This window comes from Acidocella sp. C78, from assembly GCF_907164655.1.
In genome coordinates this window covers 1-19,699 of the sequence record NZ_CAJQZK010000029.1, presented here as the reverse complement: position 1 = coordinate 19,699, position 19,699 = coordinate 1, and the positions used below count along the sequence as shown (strand labels likewise).

Here is a 19,699-nt window from a genome sequence, read left to right as displayed (position 1 = left end):
CGATCTGGCGTTCGGGCGCAAGCGGCGCCGACTCGGGCCGGCACCGATCATACCAGCGCAGCCCCGAGGGCCGCCACCGCGGCGCCGCTCATGCCCAAAGACGGATCAGACGCGGCTCAGGGGCGGGGCGCGTCGCGGAACGCCTCCCAAGCCGGCTCCAGCCGGCGCCGCGCCTTCCGCGCCCGGCGCTTCGCCCAGCGCCGCACCAGCGCGCCCACCGGCACATCATCGGCGGCGAGCCCTTCGGCAAGCCCGCGCGCGACCGTGGCATCGTGGAACCGGCCGAGCTGGTCGAGCACCGCCCCGGCGGCGGCGCGGAACCTCCCGAGCGGCAGGCCGGGCGCGACATCCTCCAGCGCCTCGGCGGCGTAGTTCGCCCGTTTCAGCGCCCGGCGCAGCGCGTGCAACTCCTTGTCCGACAGGCGGCCGATCCGCCGCCCGCGCCGCCGGGCCCGCCGGTCCAGCAGGCGCAGCAGCTCCGGCGCCAGCGCCTCGACCGGAAGGTTCGTCGCCTCCGGCGCGATGACGGATGGCCCGGCCGCCCAGCTCGCGATCTCGCCGGCGAGATCGGCGCATTCCGCCGCCGCCCCGCTCGAAGCGAGACGCGCGCGCGCCGCGCCCCGCGCCTCGTCCGACGCCGCCAGCACGGATGCCGCCGCCGCCGCGTCCACCCCCTTCATCGCCGCCGGAAACGATCGCAGGCACGCCACGTCCCAGTCCCGGACCGGGCCGTAGGCGCGGCCCAGCTCGCGCAGCGCGACATCGTAGCGCCGGCGTTCCACCTTATCGAGGCAGGGGGCGAACAGCGCGAGCACGCTGCGCAGCCGGCGGATCGCGACCCGGCGGCGATGCACCGAATCGGCGTCGCCGGCATCCTCGCGGCCAAGCTCGGCGCAGCGCGCGGCGACGATCCGCCGCCAGGCCGCGCGCACGCGCGCACGCCGCCTGCGCGGCTTCGCCGCCGCCCCGGCCTCTGCCCCGGGCCGGGCTGCGCTCTCAGCCTTCATCGCATCCCTCCGCGATCGCGGTCGGACCGCAAGGCCTTACCCTGCGCCCGCGCGGCGCGCGGCGTCAATGCACCAGAATTGCCGCGCCGAGGCTCGCCGCCGCCATCAGCGCCATGAAGATCACCAGCGGCGCGCCCGTCTTGCCGCGCGAATAGACGCTGGCATAGATCGCGTGAAACACATGGTTCGAGCCGGTGGCGATCAGCACCGAAGCCATCTCGACCGGATCGGGCGCCGCCCCGGCGCCATGGGTCGCGAGGCTGACGATGAAGGGGTTGATGTCGGTGACGCCGACGATGCCGGCCAGGGTGTAGAGGCCGGAACTGCCATAGATCCGCATCGTCACCGAAGCGAGGATCGAGACGATGACGAACAGCACCCCGAAGGTCGCCGCGGTGCCGAGGCCGAGCGGGTTGGAGACATTGACGATCGGCGGCACCGCGGCCTTTCGGTCGCGCAGCCTGTACCACCCCAGCGCGAGCAGCCCGCCAAAGGCGCCGACCGCGAGCATCCACGGCGCCAGCGCCAGCGCCATGTCCGGGTTGAACAGCAGGATCACGGCGAGCAGGCGCGGATACATCACCGCGTTCGCCACCACGATGCCGCTCTGCGCCTCGACCACCGCCTGCGCCTCGGCGCCCGCGCGGCGGGCGAGCACCACGGTGGTCACGGTCGAGGAATAGATGCCGCCGAGAAAGGCGACCAGCAGCCCCGAGCCGCGCGGCACCACGTAGCGGCGCAGCAGGTAGCTCGCATAGGAAATCGACGAGACCGCGACCATCGCGAGCCACGCCTCGTGCGGGGTGACGCGGGTGATGGTCGTCACCGGCCGGTCGGGCAGCAGCGGCAGCACGAGGCCGGTGATCAGCAGGAACCGCCCGGCATTGACGATCTCGGCGAGGTCGATCCCGCGCGCGAGGCTGTGCAGCGTCTCGCGCGCCGTCAGCAGCAGCGTCGCCGCGACGGTGAGCCCCACCGCCATCCAGAACGGTCCGGCCAGCGCCAGCGGGCCGATCAGGAAGGCGACCAGGTTGGACAGCGGCGCCATCAGCCCGACATTGCGCGCCCCGTCCGGGGCAAGCTCCTCCATGCCGCGCCAGTAATAGAGGCCGAGCCAGAGGCCGAGCACGGCGAGCCCGGCGCCGAGCAGCAGCGGCGGCGCGGGGTCGAGCGCGAAGAGCACACCGCCGGCGAGGGCGAGCAGCGGAAAGCTGCGCACCCCGCCGGGCCTGCGTCTGCCGGTGCGGGCGTTGAAATCCTCGTAGGCGAGGCCGAAGAAGAAGCCGAGCCCGACAATGATGAGCCAGGCGACGAAGCCGGTATGCGTCAGCGTCGTCACGATCGCGCCCCGCTGCATCCCGCCCCCGTCATCCGCGCGCCCTCCGCTGGCGCCGGTTTTGCCCCGGCGCGACTCATGATACCGGAATGAACGATGCGCCGCGCCCGCCTTGCCGGCAAGCCGGCGCGGAATGCCCCGATCGCAGCACAGGAGCCCGCCCCATGAAGACCCACCGCATCGCCGCCATCCCCGGCGACGGCATCGGCCCCGAGGTGATCGGCGCCGGGCTCGACGTGCTCGCCGCCCTCGCCCGCCGCGATGGCGGCTTCGCGCTCGACGTCACCCGCTTCGACTACGGTTCGGACCATTACCGCCGGCACGGCGTGATGATGCCGGATGGCGCGCTGGAGCGGCTGAAGACGTTCGACGCGCTCTATTTCGGCGCCGTCGGCGCGCCGGACATCCCCGATCATGTGACACTCTGGGGCCTGCGCCTCGCGATCTGCCAGGGGTTCGACCAGTATGCCAATGTCCGCCCGACCCGGGTGCTGCGCGGCCTCGCCTCGCCGCTGCGCGACTGCGCCCCGGCGGATCTCGACTGGGTGATCGTGCGCGAGAACAGCGAGGGCGAATATGCCGGCCAGGGCGGCCGCTCGCATCGCGGCCACGCGGAGGAGGTGGCGACGGAGGTGGCGATCTTCACCCGCGCCGGGGTCGCGCGGATCATGCGCTTCGCCTTCGCCCTCGCCGCGTCGCGCCCGCGCCGGCATCTCACCGTGGTGACCAAGTCGAACGCGCAGCGCCACGGCATGGTGCTGTGGGACGAGGTCGCCGCCGCGACCGCGCGCGATTTCCCCGCCGTGACGTGGGACCGCATGCTGGTCGATGCGATGACGGTGCGCATGGTTCATGATCCCGCGAGCATCGATACGGTGGTGGCGACCAACCTGCACGCCGACATTCTCTCCGATCTCGCCGCCGCACTCGCCGGCTCGATCGGCATCGCGCCGACGGCGAACATCAACCCGGAGCGGACCTTCCCCTCGATGTTCGAGCCGATCCACGGCTCCGCCTTCGACATCACCGGCAAGGGCGTCGCCAACCCGGTGGGTGCGTTCTGGACGGCGGCACAGATGCTCGACCATCTCGGCGAGGCGGATGCGGCGCGGCGTCTGATGGCGGCGGTGGAGCGCGTCACCGAGGCCGGCATCCGCACCCGCGATCTCGGCGGCGACGCCACCACGGCGGCGGTCACGGCAGCGGTGATCGGCGCGATCGAGGGCGGCAACGCATAGGCGGCGCGCGGCGCGCACCTCTTGCGCCGGCCCCGCCCATGCGCAATTCGATAGTCAGGCAACGAGCACGAGGAGCAGCGATGATCACCGGCAGCTTTCCGACCACCCGCCTGCGCCGCAACCGCCGCGATGGCTGGACGCGGCGCATGGTCGCCGAGACCACGCTGACGGTCGACAACCTGATCTGGCCGATCTTCGTCCGCGCCGGCGATGGCGACCCGACGCCGGTGGCGACCATGCCCGGCGTCGTGCGGGTCGGGCTCGACCGCCTCGCCGCCCATGTCGAGCCGGCGGCAAGGCTTGGCATTCCCGCCATCGCGCTGTTTCCCGCCACCCCGCCCGAGCTCAAGAACCCCGAGGGCACCGAGGCGCTGAACCCGGACAACCTGATCTGCCAGGCCGCCCGGCTGCTCAAGCGCGAATTCCCCGGCATCGGCCTGATCGGCGATGTGGCGCTCGACCCGTATACCGATCACGGGCATGACGGCGTGCTGCGCGAGGGCTACGTCGCCAATGACGAATCGGTCGAGATCCTCGAACGCCAGGCGGTGAACCAGGCGCTCGCCGGGATCGACGTGATCGCGCCGTCGGACATGATGGACGGGCGGATCGGCAGTATCCGCGCCGCCCTCGATTCCGAGGGGCTGATCGACACCCGGATCATGAGCTACGCCGCCAAATACGCCTCGGCCTTCTACGGCCCGTTCCGCGAGGCGCTCGGCTCGAACGCGGCGCTGAAGGGCGACAAGAAGACCTACCAGATGGACCCCGCCAATACCGACGAGGCGCTGCGCGAGGTGGCGATGGACATCGACGAGGGCGCCGACATGGTGATGGTCAAGCCGGGGATGCCCTATCTCGACATCATCCGCCGCGTGCATGAGCGCTTCGCGGTGCCGACCTTCGCCTATCAGGTGAGCGGCGAATACGCGATGCTCGCCACCGCGATGGAGCACGGGCTGCTCGACCGCGAGCGCGGCATTCTCGAAACGCTCATGGGCTTCCGCCGCGCCGGCGCCGCCGGGGTGCTGACCTATTTCGCCATCGAGGCGGCCACCCTGCTGCGGCGCGGCTGAACCGGAGTCGGGAGGCCGGGCGGCAGCTTCGCGCCGTGCAGTGATTTATGCTGGCCGGGCGGCAGCTTCGCGCCGTGCAGTGATTTATGCCGGCCGGGCGGCAGCTTCGCGCCGCCCGGGTCACTCACATCCCGAGCGCGCGGCGGTAGACGTCGATCAGCATTTCCTGCTCCTCGACCTCGGCCGGTTCCTGCTTGCGCAGCCGAATCAGCTGGCGCAGCACCTTGACGTCGAACCCGGCCGATTTCGCCTCGGCGTAAATGTCCTTGATGTCCGAGCCGAGCGCCTTGCGCTCCTCCTCGAGCCGCTCGATGCGCTCGACGATGCTGCGCAGCCGGTCGGCCGCGATGTTGCCGTGGCTCGCATTGTCTTCCTGGGTTTCTGCCGCATCGAACGCCATGTGTCTTTCTCCGTCGGATCGGTCGGACGCGCGGGATAGAGCGCGCGCCCGCGCCGGTCAATGGTCCTGCCGGCTCGAAGCGGCGAAGGCCGCCTTCTGCGCGTCGCTGGCCGGGGTCTGGTGGCGCGCCTGCCACTCTTTGTAGGGCATGCCGTACACGATTTCGCGCGCATCGGGATCGCTCAGCGCGAGTCCGCGCGCCTCCGCCGCCTCGCGATACCAGCGCGAGAGGCAGTTCCGGCAGAAGCCGGCGAGGTTCATCATGTCGATATTCTGCACATCCGTCCGCTCGCGCAGATGCGCGACGAGCCGGCGGAAGGCCGCCGCTTCGAGTTCGGTGCGGGTGGCGTCGTCGAATCGGTCGTCGGTCATGGAAAAGATCTCCTTCCGCGCGCGGCAGGTGGTCATTGTCGCGCTTGTTTGCCATAGAGACGTTTAACACGACGCCGGAGACGGCGCGACACGACAACCCGGACACCGGGGACTTGGCAGGAAGACAGACCGAAAAGGGGGTTCACCATGGCATCCAGGCTGCGGCGTCATCGGCGCACGAAGATTGTTGCGACCATCGGACCGGCGAGTTCGACGCCGGAGATGCTCGCCCAGCTCTTCGAGACGGGTGCCGACGTGTTCCGGCTCAATTTCAGCCACGGCACGCATGAGGACCATCTGGCGCGGCTGCAACTGATCCGCGCGCTGGAGCGGAAATTCGACCGCCCGATCGGCATCCTCGCCGATGTGCAGGGGCCGAAGCTGCGGGTCGGCCAGTTCCGCGGCGGGCGCGTGCAGCTCCAGGCCGGCGCCGAATTCCAGCTCGACCTCAACCCCGCCCCCGGCGATACCCGCCGCGTCAACCTGCCGCATCCCGAGATCATCGCGGCCGCGAGCATCGGCGCCACCCTGCTGCTCGATGACGGCAAGCTCCGCCTGCGGGTGCTGCGCAAGCGCGAGGACCAGCTGCTGACCGAGGTCGTCACCGGCGGCCCGCTCTCCGACCGCAAGGGCGTCAACGTGCCCGACGTCGTGCTGCCGATCCCGGCGCTGACGAAGAAGGACCGCGCCGACCTCGCCTTCGCGCTCGAACACGGCATCGACTATATCGGCCTGTCCTTCGTCCAGCGCGCCGCCGACGTGCTGGAGGCGAAGGAGATCGCCGCCGGCCGCGCCCTGGTGATGACCAAGATGGAAAAACCCCAGGCGCTCGACAATCTCGACGAGATCATGGACGCGACCGATGCCGTCATGGTCGCGCGCGGCGATCTCGGCGTCGAGCTGCCGCCCGAGGAAGTGCCGATCGTGCAGAAGCGCATCATCCGCGCCGCCCAGCAGCGCGGCCTGCCGGTGGTGGTCGCGACCCAGATGCTGGAGAGCATGATCTCCGCCCCCGCCCCCACCCGCGCCGAGGCGTCGGACGTGGCGACGGCGGTGTTCGACGGCGCCGATGCGGTGATGCTCTCGGCCGAGAGCGCCGCCGGCCAGTATCCGCGCGAGGCGGTGAACATGATGGACCGGATCGTCGCCCGGGTGGAGCGCGACGATGACTGGCGGCGGACGATCGACGCCAAGCGGCCGGACCCCGAACCCCATTCGGCCGATGCCATCGCCCGCGCCGCCGAACAGGTTGCGCACACGATCGGCGCCCGCGCCATTGTCGCCTTCACCAGTTCCGGCGCCAGCGCGCTGCGCGTCGCCCGCGAGCGGCCGGATTGCCCGGTGATCGGCCTGACCCCCAGCCTCGACACCGCCCGCCGCCTCGCCGCGGTCTGGGGCGTGCACGCGGTGGTGGCGCAGGATGTCGGCTCGATGACCGAGGCGGTCGCGCTTTCGGCCAAGGTCGCGCGGCAGGAGGGCTTCGCCCAGCCGGGCGAGGAGATCGTCGTCGTCGCCGGCGTGCCCTTCGGACAGAGCGGAACGACCAACGCGCTGCGCGTCGCCAGAGTGTAACGCGCGCCCCCTTGCATCGCGCCAAAGCCCGGGCAACACTGCGCCCCAGGGAGGATTTCACATGATCGCAATCACCGTTCTCTATCCGAAGACCGAGACCTCGACCTTCGACACCGCCTATTACCACGACAAGCACATGAAGCTGGTCGGCGAGCGCTGGAACGCGATGGGCCTCAAGGGCGCCACCGTGCTGCACGGGATGAACGGGCCGGATGGCTCGGCCCCGCCCTATGCCGTCATCACCACCCTGCATTTCGAGAGCCTCGCCGCCTTCGGCAAGGCGGTCGAGACCCACGGCGCCGAGGTGATGGGCGATATCGGCAATTTCACCAACGTCCATCCGGTGCTGCAGTTCAGCGAAATCGCCGCCTGAGATCAAATTTTACCCGACATTTCTTTACTTCCCGGCGCTTCCGGGCGTATTTCAAGACGGTCGCCGGCTCCGGCGGCCGCCGTTTCCGTTGCCGATCGGAGTGCGCATGCGCCGGATTGCCCTGTTCCTGTCCGCTGCCCTGGCTTATGCCGGCACGGCCTCTGCCTGTCTCACGCCGCGCAACCAGGAGGCGCTGGACGTGATCGGTCTGAAAAGCACGTTGATGGTCTCAGCCCTCACCTGCGGCCAGCGCAACGAGTACGACCGCTTCATGACCCGCTTCCAGCCCTACATCCTGCGCGAGCAGCATGTGATGGACGCCTATTTCCGCGAGCATCACGGCCGCGCCTTCCACCATTACGAAGACAGCTACGTGACCAATCTGGCGAACGTGCAGTCGACCGCCGGCATCCGCCAGGGCACGGCGTTCTGCGCCGCCAGCGCGCAGCTTTTCGGCCGGGTTCTGGCGACACCCGACCAGGCGGCGCTCACCACCTTCGCCCGGCAGCACCCGGCGACCCAGCCGGGTGTCGTACTCGCCTGCGGAATCGTGGAAACCAGCGGCTTCCGCCGCATCGAGCGCTTCGCGCCGGCGCCCTGACCGCCGCATGACCAGGCTGGCGAACGCGCCCAATTTCCGCGATGTCGGGGCCCTGCCGCTCGCCGGCGGCGGCAGCCTGCGCGCCGGCACGATCTACCGCTCCGGCCAGCTCTCCAGCCTTGACGAGGCCGATCTGCGGCGGGTGGAAACCCTTGGCATCCGTCTCGTCTGCGACCTGCGCAGCAGCGGCGAGCGGCAGCGTTTCGCCTCGCGCTGGCCCGCCCTCGCCCCGGCGCGGACGATCGAGATGCCCGCCAGCACCGATCATGGCGCCGGAATGCAGAACCTGATCGACCGGCTCGCCGGCGAACCCGGCGCGGCCGGCGCGCGGCGGGCGATGCTCGATCTCTATGCCAGCCTGCCCGGCCTGCTTTCGCCCACGCTGGCCACCGCCAGCGAGGCGATGGCCAGCGGCTGGGGCGTGCCGGTGCTGCTGCACTGCCATGTCGGCAAGGACCGCACCGGCGTCGCCACCGCGCTGCTGCTCAAGGCGCTCGATGTCAGCCACGACGCCATTCTCGCGGATTACGAGGAAACCGGCCGCCGCATCGATATCGCCGAGGAAACCCGGTATATCGCCCGCGGCCTGAACAAGCGGTTGGGCACCACGGTCGATCCCGGCGCGCTGGACGCGCTCGGCCGCACCGATCCGGCCTATCTCGACAGCGCCTTCGCCGCGATCGAGCGCGAATGGGGCGGGGTCGATGCCTATCTGACCGCCGTCGGCATCACGGCGAGCCGCCGCGCGCGCCTCGCCGCCCTGTTCCACGCCTGAACCTTACCGCCTGATCGTCTCACCGCCGACCGCTCGCCCCCGCTTCCGCGGGGAGCGTTGCTGCATGGCCGGCCTTCAGCCTCTCGGTCGCGACGCCGGACATCGGTGCGAACGAAAACACCCCGGCATCGCTGCCGGGGTGTTCCAAACTTTTATGCAGGCTGCGCTTAGTGCAGGATGATTTCCACGCGGCGGTTCTGCGGCTCGCGAACGTTCGGGCCGGTCGGCACCAGCAGATGCGTCTCGCCAAAGCCCTTGATCACGATGTCGTTCTTGGACACGCCATCGGCCACCAGCTGGGCGGCGACGTTGTTGGCGCGGCGAAGCGACAGCTTCATGTTGTAGCCGGCAGCACCCGAAGTGTCGGTATAGCCGTTGACATTGAGGCGCGTCACCTTCGTGGTCTGCGACGCCTTCGCCGCCTCGGAGACGATCTGCTGCGCGCGCGGCGTCAGGTTCGCCTTGTCCCAGTCGAAGAAGACGAGGTAGGTGCGGGCCGGAGCCGGGGCGGGTGCGGCGACCGGGGTCGGCGCGGGGGCCGCGGCCGGGGCCGGCGGCGCGGGCGGGAACAGCTCGTAGCGCAGCCCGACCATCACCATGTTGTTGCCTTCGTCGCCGACCTTCACGCTGCCGGCGGTGCTGCGATAGTTCACGCTGCTGGTGGTGCCGAGATAGCGGTATTCGACGGTGGCGGACAGGCCGGGCGCCGCCGGGATCGGGAAGGACAGGCCGGCGATCGCCTGATAGGCGAAGGTGCCGGGCGTGCCGTTGATCCGCAGGGCGGAGGTGCCGGCATTGTTCCACTCAAGGAACTGGTAGCCGACGCCGGCGCCAAGATACGGATAGACATAGGGCATGCCGATGTCGAAATCATACAGCGCATTCGCCATCACGCCGTATTTCTGCTCCTTGCCGGACGCAACGGCCTGGGCATTGCCGATATGCAGCTTGGCGACCTGGTTGCTGAAATAATCGCCTTCGAGCTCGACACGGAAACCGTTGCCGAAGCCGTAGCCAACGGATGCCTGACCAGTGAAGCCGTTATGGAACAGGGCCTTTGTCTTGCCCGCGCCCGTCAGGGCCGCCGGGCCGCTCTTCACGGTGCGGCTGCTCATGATGTTGTAGCCAAGGCCGAGGCTGACATAGGGGCCGGTCACCGGCTGGGCCATCGCCGCGGCGGGAAGCAGGGCGGGGGCCGCGATGAATGTCGCCGCCAGAAGTGTCGTGCGCAATTTCATTCTCATCTCTCCTCGAGCGCCGGAGCGTGTTTGGAACAACGAAGGGTATCCGTTCGCTGCCGACTATGTAGCATCGGCATCGAATGTTCAGGAGGGTATCCTTTCGTTAACGCTTCCATTTCCCACTGGTGTTGCGACAAAACCACAGACTGCCTGACAAGGTGACAATTTGGGCCACGCTCAGCCACCCGTTTCGGCTGCGCGCCGGGCGCGGGCGGAGATTTCATTAACAAAACTTCATCGGGACTTCAGCAACAATCGGTGACCTGAACGCCGGCCGGCGGGTTCAGGAACAGCCGATCAGCCGGAAGGTCACCGCGGCATCGCCGACGACCGCAGCGCCCGGCTCGGAGCGGATCAGCCAGCCGCGGAACAGCTCGTGGCCGGAATCGTTGCGCCGCACACTGAGATAGACGGCGGCATCGGGCGGCATGTCCGGCGGGCGGACGACGCAGGCGCCGACCCTGATGCGCAGCGTTCCCTCGGTCAGCCGGTCGCCGACCGCAGCGGTTACCCGGCTGACCGCGCCATCCGCCTTGAACAGGACATCGAGGGTCGCCGATTGCCGTGGCATCCAGTCGGGCTTGACCCGTTCCGGAACAGCGGGCGGCAGGGCGGCCTGCGGCGTGCCGGGCGAAGGCGGGGCGATCAGGGGCGCGCCTGTCAGCCCGGGAAGATCGGGGGCGTTGGGCAGGTTGGGCGCGGGCAGCGCGCCCTCCGGCATCGTCGCGCCCGGCGTCGTGGCTCCGGGTGGGGCGAGCGGCGCGCGCGAGACCGGCGGAGCGGACCGCGCGAGAACGGAGCCGGGCAGCAGGGCGAGAACCGCCGCGGCGCAGGCCCCGCACGAAGCGGCGCGCCGCCGCCTCATTTCGTGCCCGCCGACGCCGCCGCGCCGTTTTGCGCCTTGCCGGCGGAGCTTGCGAAATTGGCGGCACTGAAGACGAACTTGCCGAGCAGGGATTCGATGTTGATGGCCGACTGGGTGGCGGTGATCGCCTGGCCGGGGGAGAGCATCGTCTCCGAGCCGCCGGGCGCGATCGAGACATAGTCGCCGCCGAGCAGCGAGGCGCTCTCGATCGCGGCGCTGCTGTCCTTCGGGATCTTGATGTCGGGCTGGATGCGGAAGCGCACGATCGCGGCATAGGTCTGCGGGTCGAGCGCGGTGCGCGTCACCTCGCCGACCGTCACCCCGGCGATCTTCACCGGCGCGCCGACCGCGAGCGGGCCGATGCTGCCGAACCGGGCGGTCAGGTCGTATCCGGCGCCGCCGATACTGCGGGTGCGCGACGCGGCATAGGCCAGAAACACCCCGGCCGCGACGATCACGACCAGGCCGGCGACGATTTCGGAGATCCGCTTGTTCATCACGCCTTTTCCGCCTTGAGCAGGCCCATGGGATCGCCGCCGCCGCGGCTCAGCCTTCCGGCGTCCAGGATTCGTAGTCGCCCGTGGTGACCCGCCGCGCGCCGCCGCGATAGTCGTGCCCGCGCGGCCGATAGGCGCCGGCGGTGCCCGTCTGGTTGGGCTGGTGCGGCTTCTGCCAGGGGCGGCGGGCGGTTTCGGAGAGCGGCTCGTCGGTCAGGAAATGCAGCCATGAATGCCATTCCGCCGGCACCATCGAGGCTTCGCGCGCGCCGCCGGCATAGATCACCCAGCGGCGCTTGCGCCCGTCGGGGCGGGTTGGCGTGCGTTCCTCGAAATACCGGTTGCCGAAACTGTCCTGCCCGACCAGCGCGCCGTGGCGCAGCGTGTGCAGTGTCAGGCCGGGATTGGCCAGCAGGCGCCGCAGGCCTCCGAGCGAGGCGAGGGTCGGCGCCGCCGCGCCCGCCATATCGCGGTTTTCATTCATGCCCTGCGCTATACAACAGACCGCGGGTGCGGTCCATCCGCCGGGCGGGAGTCGAGGCGCGCGCGTTATCCACAAGATTTTGTGCGACCGCCCGGCGATATCCACAACATAAGGACAGGCCGCGCTGGAAACCGGCGCGGGAACGGCGTAGGGTTCCCGCATGATCAAGGATCGCTCCGGCAAGCGCCGCCCTCCACAGCACAGCGCCTGGCGCGGCATTCGGTTGCAGCGGGTGATGGCCGGCGCCGACCCGGACGCGGCGCCCGAGCCCGCGATCGTCCCGGCGAGCTGGCCGGCGCAGGCGGCGGCGGGGCTGGTGGCGCTGCGGGCGGCGCCGGGGCTGATCGGCGCCGACGAGGCGGCGGCGGCCTGGATCGCGCCGATCGTGGCGGTGGCGGACCCTGGCCGTGGCGCGGATCTCGGCGCGATGCTGCATGGGTTGGTGGCCTCGGGCCGCGCCGCACCCAGCCCGGGCATCTGGCGGGGACAGGCCGAGCCGGTGCCCGGTTTCGTGTTCAACCTGCCGCGGTTTCTCGACGAGGGCGACAGGTTCGATGCCGCCGGGTTCGGCGCGGCGGTGGAAGCCGCGGTGACGGCGCTGGCGCTGGCGCGGCCGGCGGCGCAGCGACTGGCGCTCGGGATGGCCGATCTCGCGCTGCTGCTGGCCCGGCTCGATATCGATTACGCAAGCGCCGCGGCGCGGGACATCGCGGTGACGATCGGCGCGCTGCTCGCCGCCCATGCCGATATCGCCTCCGCCGGGTTGCTTGCGCGCGGCATCGCGCCGGGGGTGCCGATCGCGCCGGTGCCGGTGCCGGCGCGCTGCGCCCTGCCCGGCCTGCGCGACGCGCTGCGCGGGGCGCGCGAGCGCGCCCTGGCCTGCGGGGTGCGGCAGCATCGCAGCCTGACCGGGCTGCTGCCGCCGGGGCCGGTCGAGATGCTGCTCGGGGTCGAGACGGTGGGGATCGCCGCCCCGCTCTCGGCGCTGGATTCGGAAGGCGGGCTCGCCCGCTGGGCGCGGGCCCGGCTCGCCGCCTCGGGCCGCAGCGCCGAAGCGGCGCTGGCCGCGACGATCGCCGGACATGATCCGTTCGGCGTGACCGATGCCGCCGGGATCGCGGCGATGCGCGAGGCCATCGCGCCGGTCTGCGCCATCCTGCCCGAGACGGCGAGCCCGCCGGCGCCGCGCGCCGCCTCCGCCGGGCGCGGCAAGCTGCCGGCGCGGCGGGGCGGCTACACCCAGAAGGTTTCGGTGGGCGGGCACCGGCTGTTCCTGCGCACCGGCGAATATCCCGACGGGCGGCTGGGCGAGATCATGATTTCGCTGCCCAGGGATTCCGCGACGCTGCGCGGCATGGCCGAGGCCTTCGCCGGGGCGGTCAGCATCGGGTTGCAGCATGGCGTGCCGCTCGACGAGTTCGTCGACGAGTTCGCCTTCACCCGCTTTGCACCGGCCGGCGCGGTGGAGGGGGATGCGGCGATGAGCCAGGCGACCTCGCTGCTCGACTATGTGTTCCGGCACCTGGCCGCGACCTATTCGCAGCGGCCCGACCTCGCGGCACTCGACCTCGCCGAGGAGGGTGCCGGGCCGAGACCGCCCCGCTGCTGCCGCTCGACCTGCCGGAGACCGGCACGGCGCGACCGAAGCGCCAGCGCCCCGTTCTGAAACTCGTGAGCTGACCCATGGACATCCGCGCCCGCCTCGCCGAGACTGGCATCGTTCTCCCGCCAGCGGCGAAGGCCGTGGCCAATTACGTGCCGGTGGTGGTCGCCGGGGGGATGGCGATCGTCAGCGGGCAGTTGCCGCTGGTCGATGGCCGGCTCGCGGCGATGGGCAAGCTCGGCGACGGGGTCTCGATCGAGGATGGCACCGCGGCGGCGCGGGCCTGTTTCATCAACCTGCTCGCGCAGCTCGACGCGCATGTCGAGGGCGGGCTTGATGCCGTGGCCCGGGTGGTGCGGCTTGGCGGATTCATCGCGGCGACGGCGGATTTCGCCGAGCACGCGAAGGTGATGAACGGGGCGTCCGACCTCGCGGTGGAGATTTTCGGCGAGGCGGGGCGGCACGCGCGCTCGACCATCGGCGTCGCCTCGCTGCCGCTGGATGCGGCGGTCGAGGTCGAGGGGATGTTTCTGCTCCGCTGATTGCGCCGCGCCGCCCTTGCGCGTATCTCCCGGTTGCACTGCAAAAAGGGGAGATCAGATGAGCGCCATCGCCGATATCACCGCACGGGAAATTCTCGACAGCCGCGGCAATCCGACCGTCGAGGTCGATGTCATCCTGGATTCGGGCGCGATGGGCCGCGCCGCCGTTCCCTCCGGCGCCTCGACCGGGGCGCATGAGGCCGTCGAGCTGCGCGACGGCGACGCGGCGCGCTTCGGCGGCAAGGGCGTGCAGCGCGCGGTGGCCGCGGTCGAGGGCGAGATTTTCGACGCGATCGGCGGGATGGACGCCAGCGAGCAGGTCGCCATCGACGAGATCATGATCGATCTCGACGGCACGCCCAACAAGTCCCGCCTGGGGGCGAACGCGATTCTCGGCGTGTCGCTCGCGATCGCCAAGGCGGCGGCGGACGAGATCGGGCTGCCGCTCTACCGCTATCTCGGCGGTGTGTATGCCCGCACCCTGCCGGTGCCGATGATGAACATCATCAATGGCGGCAAGCATGCGGACAACCCGATCGACATTCAGGAATTCATGATCCAGCCGGTGGGCGCGGCGAGCCTCGCCGATGCGGTGCGGATGGGGGCGGAAGTGTTCCAGGCGCTGAAGAAGATTCTTCACGATGCCGGGCACAACACCAATGTCGGCGACGAGGGCGGGTTCGCGCCGGGGCTGAAATCGGCCGAGGAGGCGCTGGGCTTCATGACCCGCGCGGTCGAGGCGGCAGGGTATCGCGCCGGCGAGGACATCGCCTTCGCGCTCGATTGCGCGGCGACCGAATTCTACAAGGACGGCAGATATCACCTCGACGGCGAGGGCAAGGTGCTCGATGCCGGGGGGATGACCGACTATATCGCCGCCCTGGCGAAGCGCTTTCCGATCATCTCGGTCGAGGACCCGCTGGCCGAGGACGACTGGGAGGGCTGGGCGCATTACACGCGCACGCTCGGCGGCGCGATGCAGGTGGTGGGCGATGACCTGTTCGTCACCAACCCCACACGGCTGCGGCGCGGGATCGAGGCGAAATCGGCCAATTCGATCCTGGTGAAGGTGAACCAGATCGGCACGCTGAGCGAGACGCTGGAAGCGGTGGAGCTGGCGCAGCGGGCGGGGATGACGGCGGTGATCAGCCATCGTTCGGGCGAGACCGAGGATGCGACCATCGCCGATATCGCGGTGGCGACCAATGCCGGACAGATCAAGACCGGGTCGCTGGCGCGGTCGGACCGGGTGGCGAAGTATAACCAGCTCATCCGCATCGAGGCGGAACTCGGCGCGGCGGCGCGCTTCGCCGGGCGGACCATCCTGCGCGGCTGACGCGCGGCATCGCCCGCGCCGGCGCGGTGCGGGCGGGGGACCGACAGGGATTTGACGGGTTGGGGGCGGTGACGCGCGGCGTTGCCGCCCTTTTCGCATCCGCCCTTGGATCAGCCGGTATCGAGCCGGAGGTCGGGGCTGATCGGGCAGGCGCGGTTGCCGGGCGGCAGGATGAAGGGCGATTCCGGCAGGGGCGGCGCGAGGACGCGCGGGCGATGGCGGGGTGGGCGCGGGCGGGCTTGTCGCTTCCGGGCGGGGCGCGGGCCGGCTGATCGGGGCGGGCGGGGCGGCGCAGCATGGCGGGCGGCCTGATGCCGAGCAGGTGGCAGAGCGGGCGCAGGGCGCGGCCGGTGGCCGGGCGCGCGGCGACGAGGGCGACCATCGCCGGATCGTCGAGCAAATGGCAGAGCTGGGCGCGGATGGCGGCGGTCGCGGGCAAGGCGAGGATGAGCCAGGCGAAGCGGCGCGGCAGGGCGTCCGCTCCCGGTGACGTCGTCGCGGCGTAAGCCGCGCTCGCCGCAGGCTGGGCGTAAGCCGCGCTCGCCGCAGGCTGGGCGTAAGCCGCGCTCGCCGCAGGCAGGGCGTAAGCCGCGCTCGCCGCAGGCAGGGCGTAAGCCGCGCTTGCCGCAGGCTGGGCGTAAGCCGCGCTCGCCGCAGGCTGGGCGTAAGCCGCGCTCGCCGCAGGCAGGGCGTAAGCCGCGCTTGCCGCAGGCTGGGCGTAAGCCGCGCTCGCCGCAGGCTGGGCGTAAGCCGCGCTCGCCGCATACGCGGCGGGACTTCTGTTTGCCGCAGGCGCGGCGGGACGGGACGGTCTGGCCGGGGCGCGGGCGGCGGCGGCGAAGCGGGCGCCGAGGCGGGACAGGCGGCGGGCGATGCCGACGAGAAACGGCCCGGCGAGCCCGGCGGCAAGGCCGGTTGCGGCGACAAGCGCGGTCAGCCCGGCGAGGATGCGGGCCAGACGGCGGGCGATTTCGTCATTTTCAGTCATGGTGATGTTTGAACCACAAACATCCGGGGGTGGGCAAGGCGTTTCGCGCCGGTGGCGGGTGGCGGGTGGCGGGTGGCGGGTGGCGAGAGGGGCGTCATCGAAACGTCGCGTTCAAATAACTGGAAAAGTCTTTCGAAACTGGCGAGAGTGACGGCAATCAACGGTGCGGCTTCAGAGCGTCATCCGCTCGGATGGCTCCATCTGATCGGGTGAAGATGCGCCATCGATCAATATCATGGAGCACAATGTCCGATCCGGATGGATCGGAGGGCGCTCACAGGGAGGGTGGACGATGACGCAGCTGACGGAGAGGGAGGCGGCGGCGGCGACCGCCGCCACGGCGACGGAGATGACCACGGCGGCGGCGGTGGCGCTGTTCGACCGGCTGGAACCGGCGCCGGCGGAGATGATGACCGGGCGCTGGCGGGGCGAGGGCATACGCACCGGGCACGCGATGGACGGGATGCTGGAGGCGACGCGCTGGCACGGGAAGAAGTTCGACGGGCCGGATGCGGTGCATCCGCTGGTGCATCGCGGCCTCGGCGGCGGGCTCTATTGCGTGAACCCGGCGCTGCTGGCGATCCGGGCGACGACGGCGATGCCGTTCCGCGACGCGATCCTGCGGGCGGTGTTTCCGCTGGCCGGGCCGTTGCTCGCGACACGGCGGCACCGGGCGCGGCTGCGCAGCATTCTGTTCCGCGGCCGGCTGCACGCGGCGATGCTTTACGACGCGAAGCCGATCAACGACGTGTTCGCCCGGATCGACGACGACCGGGTGATGGGGTGGATGGACTTCAAGGGCATGGAGCAGCCGTATTTCTTCAGGCTGATCCGGGAGTGACCGGTAAAATCTAGAGCATCACATTGAGAAACAGAGCATCTTTATCCGATCAGATGATTCCATCTGATCGGATGATGCTCTGGCGCGGCTTGTCGCGGAAGCTTCTGGCGGTGACGAGGGCGAGGAGCACGGCGGCGAGGGCCGGGATGGCGATGAGGGAGGGCAGGGTTTCGGCGAGCAGGCCGGAGAGGGCGGCGCCGCCGAGATAGATGCCGAGCATGCCGGACTGGCGCAGCACGACCGGGGTGAAGGGCGAGACATCCGCCCTGCCTGCCGCAGCGAGCGGCGCAGCGCGGCGCCGACCGCGCTCATCACCAAAGTGAGGGTGTTGGTGACGACGACGGTGTTGATGCCGGGGATGTTGATTTCCCGCGCCGCGATGCTTTGCAGGCCCATGGCGAAGGCGCCGGTGAGGATCATGACATAGAGCAGCGGGCCATAGACCGGGTGGCGGGTGATGGCCCAGAGGACCAGCACCAAAGCGAGGCAGGTGGCCTCGGCGCCGATCAGCAGGCGGAGGCGGCGGGCGCGGTTGTGGCGGGCGGCGGCCTCGTTGGCGATGGTGCCGGCGATGCTGCCGCAGCAGAAGCCGAACAGGGCGGCGAGCGAGCGCTGGGCGGCGAGGATGTGCCCCTGGCCGAGGGCGAGGCCGAGCAGGGCGGTATTGCCGGTCATCGCCGAGGTGAAGACGTCATGGAATTTCAGGAAGGCGAAGATGTCCGCGCTGCCCGAGACGAAGGCGAGGGCGGCGAGGGTGAGATCGGCCGCGGTGAGGAAGGTGGCGTTGGCGTGGTCCATCATCGTGTCCTGTCGGGGTGGGGCCGGGCATCGGAAGGCCGCGCACAATATCCGATCCGGCGGGATCGGGAAGGGCGCCGGGCCGGCCTCAGGGTGGACGCGGGCGAAGGGATGGCAGGTCAGGCCCAAGGAGAAAAGAGCGAGGCCCTTAGGCCCAAGGAGAAAAAGGGCGAGGCCCTTAGGCCCAAGGAGAAAAAGGGCGAGGCCCTTAGGCCCAAGGAAAAAAAGGGCGAGGCCCTTAGGCCTCGACCGGATCGAGATCGAGCGCGTATCCGGCGGCGCGGACGGTGCGGACGAGATCGATGTCGGTCGCGGTGTTGATGGATTTGCGCAGGCGGCGGATATGGACATCGACCGTGCGGGGCTCGACATGGATGTCCCGCCCCCAGACGGCGTTCAGCACGTCCTCGCGCGAGAAGACGCGGCGGGGGTGGCGCATGAAGAATTCGAGCAGGCGGAATTCGGTGGGGCCGAGATGCAGCAGGCGGCCGCCGCGGGTGACGCGGTGGGTCGCGGGGTCCAGCTCGAGATCGTGGAAGACCAGCGGGGACTTGCCGGACGGTGCCGCTGCGCGCAGCAGGGCGCGGATGCGGGCGATCAGCGCCTCGGGCGAGAAGGGCTTTGGTGATGTAGTCGTCCGCTCCGGTTTCGAGGCCGCGGACGGTGTCCTGATCCTCGGCGCGGGCGGTGATCATGATCACCGGCAGATGGCGGGTGGAGGGCTTGCGGCGGAGCTGGCGGCAGACCTCGATGCCGGACATGGTGGGCAGCATCCAGTCGAGCAGGACGATGTCGGGCATCGCCTCGTTGATGCGGGCGAGCGCCTCGCCGCCATCGCCGGCCTCATCGACCCGGAAGCCGGATTTTTCGAGATTGTAGCGCAGCAGGGTGACCAGCGGGGCCTCGTCCTCGACCACCAGCACATACGGCTTCGCCCGTCTCGCTCATTTCGCTGTCTCTCCTCAGGGGCGGCGCCAGGCGCGGGGCTCGCCGACAGATCGCCCTTGGGCCGGGCATCGGGCAGGGTCTGGCCGGTGGCGGCGTAATAGGTCAGCTCGGCGATGTTGGTCGCGTGGTCGCCGATGCGCTCGAGATTCTTGGCGATGAAGAGAAGATGCGTGCAGGCGGTGATGTTGCGCGGATCTTCCATCATGTAGGTGATCAGCTCGCGGAAGATGGTGGTGTAGAGATCGTCGATCATCTGGTCGGCGCGCCAGACCGAGATCGCCTTCACCGGATCGGCCTCGCTGATCGCATCGATCGTGGATTTGAGGCTTTCCTGCACGAGGCGGGACATCTGCGAGAGGCTGGCGAGCGGCCAGGTGGTGCCGGACTGGTTGAGCACGAGGGTGCGCTTGGCGACATTCGCCGCGTAGTCGCCGATGCGCTCGATGTCGGTCGTGACCTTCAGCGCGGCGACGACCTGGCGGAGATCGTCGGCGACGGGCTGGCGGAGGGCGAGGACGCGGACGGCGAACTGCTCGATCGCGCGTTCATCGGCATCGACCTTCGCGTCCATCTCGACGACGCTTGCGGCGATCGCGCTGTCATGGGTGAGGAGCGCGGTGATGGCGTCGGCCAGCTCGGTTTCGACGAGGCCGCCCATCGCGGCGATCATGTCGCGCAGGCGGGCGAGGTCGGCCTCGAAACTGCTCAGGATGTGCTTGCTGTCTTCGGGCATCGAGACCTCCTCAGCCGAACCGGCCGGTGATGTATTCCTGCGTGCGCTTCTCGCGCGGGGCGGTGAACATCTG

Annotated in this window: 20 protein-coding genes and 2 pseudogenes; 10 read left to right on the top strand and 12 right to left on the bottom strand. The window is 70.1% G+C overall.

Going from position 1 to position 19,699, the window contains the following annotated elements; genetic code table 11:
- Positions 1–116 precede the first annotated feature (116 nt).
- Both ACIDOCELLA78_RS000000110560 and ACIDOCELLA78_RS000000110555 read right to left on the bottom strand, forming a co-directional pair.
- Positions 117–1,007 (bottom strand): CHAD domain-containing protein, encoded by an 891-nt coding sequence (locus ACIDOCELLA78_RS000000110560; protein ID WP_201729539.1) that lies wholly within the window; start codon positions 1,005–1,007, stop codon positions 117–119.
- 64 nt (positions 1,008–1,071) lie between these two features.
- A complete protein-coding gene (locus tag ACIDOCELLA78_RS000000110555) occupies positions 1,072–2,364 on the bottom strand; it encodes a DUF4010 domain-containing protein (RefSeq protein WP_201729538.1) in 1,293 nt (430 codons plus the stop codon).
- A 143-nt stretch (positions 2,365–2,507) separates the two neighbouring features.
- On the opposite strand from ACIDOCELLA78_RS000000110555, the gene ACIDOCELLA78_RS000000110550 reads away from it, so the two are divergent.
- The gene (locus ACIDOCELLA78_RS000000110550; RefSeq protein ID WP_201729537.1) at positions 2,508–3,581 is read left to right on the top strand and encodes a tartrate dehydrogenase; all 1,074 of its coding nucleotides are present in this window, start codon (positions 2,508–2,510) and stop codon (positions 3,579–3,581) included.
- A gap of 80 nt (positions 3,582–3,661) precedes the next feature.
- Positions 3,662–4,657, top strand: coding sequence for a porphobilinogen synthase (gene hemB, locus ACIDOCELLA78_RS000000110545; RefSeq protein WP_201729536.1), 996 nt, complete (start codon positions 3,662–3,664; stop codon positions 4,655–4,657).
- Positions 4,658–4,781: 124 nt separating this feature from the next.
- On the opposite strand, the gene ACIDOCELLA78_RS000000110540 is transcribed toward hemB, so the two are convergent.
- Both ACIDOCELLA78_RS000000110540 and ACIDOCELLA78_RS000000110535 read right to left on the bottom strand, forming a co-directional pair.
- Positions 4,782–5,057 (bottom strand): DUF2312 domain-containing protein, encoded by a 276-nt coding sequence (locus ACIDOCELLA78_RS000000110540; protein WP_007422238.1) that lies wholly within the window; start codon positions 5,055–5,057, stop codon positions 4,782–4,784.
- Positions 5,058–5,114: 57 nt separating this feature from the next.
- Complete coding sequence (locus ACIDOCELLA78_RS000000110535; protein ID WP_201729535.1) at positions 5,115–5,429, bottom strand: DUF1244 domain-containing protein; 315 nt, start codon at positions 5,427–5,429, stop codon at positions 5,115–5,117.
- Between the two features lie 147 nt (positions 5,430–5,576).
- Between ACIDOCELLA78_RS000000110535 and pyk the strand changes: the two genes are divergently transcribed.
- The 4 genes from pyk (at position 5,577) to ACIDOCELLA78_RS000000110515 (ending at position 8,750) form a co-directional block, all read left to right on the top strand.
- Entirely contained in the window at positions 5,577–7,001 is a 1,425-nt protein-coding gene (pyk, locus tag ACIDOCELLA78_RS000000110530) for a pyruvate kinase (protein ID WP_201729534.1), read from the top strand.
- Between the two features lie 61 nt (positions 7,002–7,062).
- Positions 7,063–7,374 carry an EthD family reductase gene (locus ACIDOCELLA78_RS000000110525; RefSeq protein WP_201729533.1) on the top strand — a complete coding sequence of 104 codons (312 nt, stop codon included), beginning with the start codon at positions 7,063–7,065 and terminating at the stop codon, positions 7,372–7,374.
- Between the two features lie 106 nt (positions 7,375–7,480).
- Positions 7,481–7,975 (top strand): hypothetical protein, encoded by a 495-nt coding sequence (locus ACIDOCELLA78_RS000000110520; RefSeq protein ID WP_201729532.1) that lies wholly within the window; start codon positions 7,481–7,483, stop codon positions 7,973–7,975.
- Between the two features lie 7 nt (positions 7,976–7,982).
- Positions 7,983–8,750 carry a tyrosine-protein phosphatase gene (locus ACIDOCELLA78_RS000000110515; RefSeq protein ID WP_201729531.1) on the top strand — a complete coding sequence of 256 codons (768 nt, stop codon included), beginning with the start codon at positions 7,983–7,985 and terminating at the stop codon, positions 8,748–8,750.
- Positions 8,751–8,917: 167 nt separating this feature from the next.
- Here ACIDOCELLA78_RS000000110515 and ACIDOCELLA78_RS000000110510 read toward each other — a convergent pair whose 3' ends face one another.
- The 4 genes from ACIDOCELLA78_RS000000110510 to ACIDOCELLA78_RS000000110495 all read right to left on the bottom strand — a co-directional run bounded on the left by ACIDOCELLA78_RS000000110510 (position 8,918) and on the right by ACIDOCELLA78_RS000000110495 (position 11,837).
- Positions 8,918–9,988: an OmpA family protein gene (locus tag ACIDOCELLA78_RS000000110510; RefSeq protein WP_201729530.1), complete on the bottom strand. Its 1,071-nt coding sequence runs from the start codon at positions 9,986–9,988 to the stop codon at positions 8,918–8,920.
- 286 nt (positions 9,989–10,274) lie between these two features.
- Entirely contained in the window at positions 10,275–10,856 is a 582-nt protein-coding gene (locus ACIDOCELLA78_RS000000110505; protein ID WP_201729529.1) for a DUF2155 domain-containing protein, read from the bottom strand.
- Positions 10,853–11,353 (bottom strand): outer membrane lipid asymmetry maintenance protein MlaD, encoded by a 501-nt coding sequence (mlaD, locus tag ACIDOCELLA78_RS000000110500; protein WP_201729528.1) that lies wholly within the window; start codon positions 11,351–11,353, stop codon positions 10,853–10,855. The genes ACIDOCELLA78_RS000000110505 and mlaD overlap by 4 nt, the downstream gene beginning before the upstream one ends.
- 49 nt (positions 11,354–11,402) lie before the next feature.
- A complete protein-coding gene (locus ACIDOCELLA78_RS000000110495; RefSeq protein WP_374223264.1) occupies positions 11,403–11,837 on the bottom strand; it encodes an NADH:ubiquinone oxidoreductase subunit NDUFA12 in 435 nt (144 codons plus the stop codon).
- A gap of 160 nt (positions 11,838–11,997) precedes the next feature.
- Here ACIDOCELLA78_RS000000110495 and ACIDOCELLA78_RS000000110490 point away from each other — a divergent pair, with 160 nt between their 5' ends.
- The 3 genes from ACIDOCELLA78_RS000000110490 to eno are packed head-to-tail and all read left to right on the top strand — an operon-like array spanning position 11,998 to position 15,318.
- Positions 11,998–13,503, top strand: a complete 1,506-nt coding sequence (locus ACIDOCELLA78_RS000000110490; RefSeq protein ID WP_249676522.1) for a TSCPD domain-containing protein — start codon at positions 11,998–12,000, stop codon at positions 13,501–13,503.
- A 17-nt stretch (positions 13,504–13,520) separates the two neighbouring features.
- Complete coding sequence (locus ACIDOCELLA78_RS000000110485; RefSeq protein WP_201729527.1) at positions 13,521–13,982, top strand: RidA family protein; 462 nt, start codon at positions 13,521–13,523, stop codon at positions 13,980–13,982.
- Positions 13,983–14,040: 58 nt separating this feature from the next.
- Positions 14,041–15,318 (top strand): phosphopyruvate hydratase, encoded by a 1,278-nt coding sequence (gene eno, locus ACIDOCELLA78_RS000000110480; RefSeq protein ID WP_201729526.1) that lies wholly within the window; start codon positions 14,041–14,043, stop codon positions 15,316–15,318.
- Here eno and ACIDOCELLA78_RS000000110475 read toward each other — a convergent pair.
- Complete coding sequence (locus ACIDOCELLA78_RS000000110475; protein ID WP_201729525.1) at positions 15,251–16,306, bottom strand: hypothetical protein; 1,056 nt, start codon at positions 16,304–16,306, stop codon at positions 15,251–15,253. The genes eno and ACIDOCELLA78_RS000000110475 overlap by 68 nt on opposite strands.
- A 292-nt stretch (positions 16,307–16,598) precedes the next feature.
- Between ACIDOCELLA78_RS000000110475 and ACIDOCELLA78_RS000000110470 the strand changes: the two genes are divergently transcribed.
- On the top strand, positions 16,599–17,147 hold the full coding sequence (locus ACIDOCELLA78_RS000000110470; protein ID WP_201729330.1) for a GXWXG domain-containing protein: 549 nt from the start codon (positions 16,599–16,601) through the stop codon (positions 17,145–17,147).
- Positions 17,148–17,165: 18 nt separating this feature from the next.
- Here ACIDOCELLA78_RS000000110470 and ACIDOCELLA78_RS000000110465 read toward each other — a convergent pair whose 3' ends face one another.
- From ACIDOCELLA78_RS000000110465 to phoU, 3 genes and pseudogenes are all read right to left on the bottom strand, one after another.
- The gene (locus tag ACIDOCELLA78_RS000000110465) at positions 17,166–17,945 is read right to left on the bottom strand and encodes a YoaK family protein (protein WP_249676519.1); all 780 of its coding nucleotides are present in this window, start codon (positions 17,943–17,945) and stop codon (positions 17,166–17,168) included.
- A 238-nt stretch (positions 17,946–18,183) separates the two neighbouring features.
- A pseudogene (gene phoB, locus ACIDOCELLA78_RS000000110460) lies at positions 18,184–18,868 on the bottom strand (phosphate regulon transcriptional regulator PhoB).
- Positions 18,869–18,912: 44 nt separating this feature from the next.
- Positions 18,913–19,626, bottom strand: a pseudogene (gene phoU / locus ACIDOCELLA78_RS000000110455) (phosphate signaling complex protein PhoU); the annotation flags it as partial.
- Between the last annotated feature and the right edge of the window lie 73 nt (positions 19,627–19,699).

What these genes read in the sequence shown, in the direction of transcription:
- ACIDOCELLA78_RS000000110550 (WP_201729537.1), top strand. Translation starts at nt 2,508, where the DNA reads ATGAAGACCCACCGCATCGCCGCCATCCCCGGCGACGGCATCGGCCCC.
- ACIDOCELLA78_RS000000110465 (WP_249676519.1), bottom strand. Translation starts at nt 17,945, where the DNA reads ATGGACCACGCCAACGCCACCTTCCTCACCGCGGCCGATCTCACCCTC.
- ACIDOCELLA78_RS000000110520 (WP_201729532.1), top strand. Translation starts at nt 7,481, where the DNA reads ATGCGCCGGATTGCCCTGTTCCTGTCCGCTGCCCTGGCTTATGCCGGC.
- ACIDOCELLA78_RS000000110510 (WP_201729530.1), bottom strand. Translation starts at nt 9,988, where the DNA reads ATGAAATTGCGCACGACACTTCTGGCGGCGACATTCATCGCGGCCCCC.
- ACIDOCELLA78_RS000000110555 (WP_201729538.1), bottom strand. Translation starts at nt 2,364, where the DNA reads ATGCAGCGGGGCGCGATCGTGACGACGCTGACGCATACCGGCTTCGTC.
- ACIDOCELLA78_RS000000110470 (WP_201729330.1), top strand. Translation starts at nt 16,599, where the DNA reads ATGACGCAGCTGACGGAGAGGGAGGCGGCGGCGGCGACCGCCGCCACG.
- ACIDOCELLA78_RS000000110540 (WP_007422238.1), bottom strand. Translation starts at nt 5,057, where the DNA reads ATGGCGTTCGATGCGGCAGAAACCCAGGAAGACAATGCGAGCCACGGC.
- mlaD (WP_201729528.1), bottom strand. Translation starts at nt 11,353, where the DNA reads ATGAACAAGCGGATCTCCGAAATCGTCGCCGGCCTGGTCGTGATCGTC.
- ACIDOCELLA78_RS000000110515 (WP_201729531.1), top strand. Translation starts at nt 7,983, where the DNA reads ATGACCAGGCTGGCGAACGCGCCCAATTTCCGCGATGTCGGGGCCCTG.
- pyk (WP_201729534.1), top strand. Translation starts at nt 5,577, where the DNA reads ATGGCATCCAGGCTGCGGCGTCATCGGCGCACGAAGATTGTTGCGACC.
- ACIDOCELLA78_RS000000110525 (WP_201729533.1), top strand. Translation starts at nt 7,063, where the DNA reads ATGATCGCAATCACCGTTCTCTATCCGAAGACCGAGACCTCGACCTTC.
- ACIDOCELLA78_RS000000110485 (WP_201729527.1), top strand. Translation starts at nt 13,521, where the DNA reads ATGGACATCCGCGCCCGCCTCGCCGAGACTGGCATCGTTCTCCCGCCA.
- ACIDOCELLA78_RS000000110475 (WP_201729525.1), bottom strand. Translation starts at nt 16,306, where the DNA reads ATGACTGAAAATGACGAAATCGCCCGCCGTCTGGCCCGCATCCTCGCC.
- ACIDOCELLA78_RS000000110490 (WP_249676522.1), top strand. Translation starts at nt 11,998, where the DNA reads ATGATCAAGGATCGCTCCGGCAAGCGCCGCCCTCCACAGCACAGCGCC.
- ACIDOCELLA78_RS000000110560 (WP_201729539.1), bottom strand. Translation starts at nt 1,007, where the DNA reads ATGAAGGCTGAGAGCGCAGCCCGGCCCGGGGCAGAGGCCGGGGCGGCG.
- ACIDOCELLA78_RS000000110505 (WP_201729529.1), bottom strand. Translation starts at nt 10,856, where the DNA reads ATGAGGCGGCGGCGCGCCGCTTCGTGCGGGGCCTGCGCCGCGGCGGTT.
- ACIDOCELLA78_RS000000110495 (WP_374223264.1), bottom strand. Translation starts at nt 11,837, where the DNA reads ATGAATGAAAACCGCGATATGGCGGGCGCGGCGGCGCCGACCCTCGCC.
- hemB (WP_201729536.1), top strand. Translation starts at nt 3,662, where the DNA reads ATGATCACCGGCAGCTTTCCGACCACCCGCCTGCGCCGCAACCGCCGC.
- eno (WP_201729526.1), top strand. Translation starts at nt 14,041, where the DNA reads ATGAGCGCCATCGCCGATATCACCGCACGGGAAATTCTCGACAGCCGC.
- ACIDOCELLA78_RS000000110535 (WP_201729535.1), bottom strand. Translation starts at nt 5,429, where the DNA reads ATGACCGACGACCGATTCGACGACGCCACCCGCACCGAACTCGAAGCG.